3 protein-coding genes are annotated in these 2,920 nt (G+C 59.6%); 2 read left to right on the top strand and 1 reads right to left on the bottom strand.

All coding sequences use genetic code 11. The annotated features are described in order from the left end of the window. Positions 1 to 255: 255 nt before the first annotated feature. Together AC1D2P_RS30515 and AC1D2P_RS30510 are read left to right on the top strand one after the other, a co-directional pair. On the top strand, positions 256 to 492 hold the full coding sequence (locus AC1D2P_RS30515) for a hypothetical protein (protein WP_223525407.1): 237 nt from the start codon (positions 256 to 258) through the stop codon (positions 490 to 492). Between the two features lie 308 nt (positions 493 to 800). Next, positions 801 to 1,568 (top strand): SDR family oxidoreductase, encoded by a 768-nt coding sequence (locus AC1D2P_RS30510; RefSeq protein WP_046028444.1) that lies wholly within the window; start codon positions 801 to 803, stop codon positions 1,566 to 1,568. Positions 1,569 to 1,688: 120 nt separating this feature from the next. Here AC1D2P_RS30510 and AC1D2P_RS30505 read toward each other — a convergent pair whose 3' ends face one another. Further along, positions 1,689 to 2,816 (bottom strand): AGE family epimerase/isomerase, encoded by a 1,128-nt coding sequence (locus tag AC1D2P_RS30505; RefSeq protein ID WP_477811762.1) that lies wholly within the window; start codon positions 2,814 to 2,816, stop codon positions 1,689 to 1,691. Between the last annotated feature and the right edge of the window lie 104 nt (positions 2,817 to 2,920).

Here is a 2,920-nt window from a genome sequence, read left to right as displayed (position 1 = left end):
GAGCTGCTGGTTAACGAGGATGTGCGTAACGCCTACCTCGGCGGTCACTGAGTCTGYGTGGTTATGCACAAGCCCCGGCGCGCAATCGCCGGGGCTTTTTTACATCCTTGATTCGGCACCAAGCTCGATGGGCGGTGGGGTGAGTTGAAATTGTGGAAAACAATCTTCACAAGCTCGCAAAGCGCGACATAAAGCCGCTGCAAATAGTTGTTTTGTCACGGTTTTGACTTGTCCCCGTTTGCTGTGGAGCTGGCTGTGAATAACGTGGGAGTAGCTGACTGGACGCCTTTAAAGCCGTGGCTTGTGGCGTGGTGGTTGTTTTTTGATCAGGCGTTTTTGCGCGACTCTGAACCGCAGTTGTCAACCTTTTTATTGGCGATAGAACTAGCACAAAACGGACAGGGCGAGCCTGTGGATAAGTCTGTGATTAAACTCTGGAAAGACTCGGCTGAGGGCCGTAGTTACTGGCTTGGCGCCACTGCTGGTCTGTAGGAGAAATCGTGCAAAATGCATGGGGCTACACTGCGAGCATCCGAGGGTCAAGCAAAAAACTTTCAAAACTCCCCGCAAAGCCTTGTACACAGCGGCTTTCAACCTTTCCACTTGCCCCCGGAAACTGTGGACCGGCCTGTGGATAACATGCGCGCACATGGCTACAAGCCGCGGCGGACATGGTGTTGCCAGGGTTGAGCGTTTTTTGAGCAGATTTGCGGTGGTTGCCGCTGTGTGCAAGGCCGGGCATGCTGCCAGCTGATTTTCTATTCCAAGGGCTGCCCGTCAGCCGAAGCAAGGAGAACACGATGTCCAACACCCTGTTTATTACCGGCGCGACGTCCGGTTTTGGTGAAGCCTGTGCCCGCCGTTTTGCCGAGGCAGGCTGGAAGCTGGTACTGACAGGCCGTCGTGAAGAGCGCCTCAATGCCCTGTGCGCCGAATTGTCGAAGCAGACCGAGGTGCATGGCCTGGTGCTCGACGTGCGTGACCGCAAAGCCATGGAGGACGCGATTGCCAACCTGCCACCATCCTTCGCCAAGCTGCGCGGGCTGATCAACAATGCTGGCCTGGCGCTCGGTGTGGACCCGGCGCCCAAGTGCGATCTCGACGATTGGGACACCATGGTCGACACCAACATCAAGGGCCTGATGTACAGCACTCGTTTGCTGTTACCGCGCCTGATTGCTCATGGTCGTGGTGCCGGCATCGTTAACCTCGGCTCCATCGCCGGCAATTATCCGTACCCGGGCAGCCACGTGTATGGCGCGAGCAAGGCGTTCGTCAAACAGTTCTCCCTGAACCTGCGCTGCGACCTGCAAGGCACCGGCGTGCGCGTCAGCAACATCGAGCCGGGTCTGTGTGAGAGTGAGTTCTCGCTGGTGCGTTTTGCCGGTGACCAGGAGCGTTACAACGCGACGTACGCCGGTGCCGAGCCGATCCAGCCGCAAGACATCGCCGAGACCATTTTCTGGGTGCTCAACGCGCCGGCGCACATCAACATCAACAGCCTGGAACTGATGCCAGTGAGCCAGACCTGGAGCGGGTTTGCGATTGAGCGGAACGCGAAGGTTTAAGACCGCGTAACGGCCAATCGCGGGCAAGCCCGGCGCCTACAGGTAATGTGTTGGATCGCCAATTGGCGAGCGCTACAAGCCCTGTGGGAGCCGGGCTTGCCCGCGATAGCTATCGGTCAGTCAGCGCAGATAGTCGGCCAACCCGCGATAGCAGGTTGCCAAGTGATAAGGCGTGGTCGACGGCATGTCTTTGCGGCTGACTTCGCCCAGCTCATCCCGACACTCATACCAGCCGCCCGCATGCAGAAAGCGCTGTTGCAGCGCTTGTAGCTGGCGTTGCACCACCGCTTCGGCGTTCGGGCGCAACGTCAGCGCCCTCAAGTATTCCGCCTGAGCCCAGATGCGTTGGGTGGCATCTTTGGCGTTGCCCTCCAGATCAAGCATCGCCTGTGCTGCACCGGTCTGCGCATCGACGCCTTGTTGTTCGGTGAATGCGAACGCACGGYCCAGCGATGCATGAAGTGGCGAACCGCGCAGCAGCGACGAAGATTCGAGCAAAAAATACCACTCGAACTGATGCCCGGGTTCGAACCAGTTATCCACAGCTCCCAGCGGTTTCTCCATCAACACGCTGTGTTGCGGGTCAATGAAGCGCTTGTGCATGGCTGTGCATAACGCGACGAGTGCACGTTGCACCGCGATGTCTTCGCGTACCGACAGGGTCGCGAGGAAGGCTTCGGCCAGGTGCATCAGAGGGTTTTGCAGCGGCCCGGAGTCGAGCGAAGACCAGTCGCGATCGAGGCTGGCGTCGTACAGACCGTCGCCTGTGGCGAAGCGCTGACCGATCACTTCCAGTGCCGCGTTGAGCGCGGATTCCACCAGCGGTTCGCGCGACTTGTCCCAGTAATGGGCGCAGGCGAACAGAATGAACGCGTGGGTATACAGGTCTTTGCGCTGATCCAGCGGCGTGCCGTGCGGGTCGATGCTGTAGAACCAGCCACCGTGTTCGGCGTCGTGGAAGTGCTGTTGCAAGGAGCGGAACAGCTTGGCGCAGCGCTCCTGCGCGCCTGGCACCTGGCCGATCAGGCTGGAAAACAGATACAACTGCCGTGCGCAGGCCATGGCCCGATAGCGTTGAGGCGGCAGCGGTTGATGCTCGGCGTCCAGTGCTTCATAGGGCAACGCCATGTCGGCATTCCAGCCGGGGCCTTGCCAGAGCGGCACGATCACGTCCTGGAAGTGCTGTTGCACCGAGGCGAACAGGGCGGTCAATTCAGGCAGGGAGGCGGAGCGGGAAACAGGTGGCATTGGCTGGCGTCGTCACGGCAGGGTCGATTGCGCGACATGTTAGCAGGCCTGAGAGATGCGGTGTCTGTCAGGCCGCCATCGCGAGCAAGCTCGGCTCCTACAAG

It is taken from the genome of Pseudomonas sp. P1_F1_2, from assembly GCF_056405815.1.
The sequence above is the reverse complement of the archived record's forward strand: the minus strand, read 5'-3'. Positions and strand labels throughout refer to the sequence as shown.

Excerpts from the sequence above, each read along its gene's own strand:
- AC1D2P_RS30510 (WP_046028444.1), top strand. The coding sequence starts at position 801 with ATGTCCAACACCCTGTTTATTACCGGCGCGACGTCCGGTTTTGGTGAA.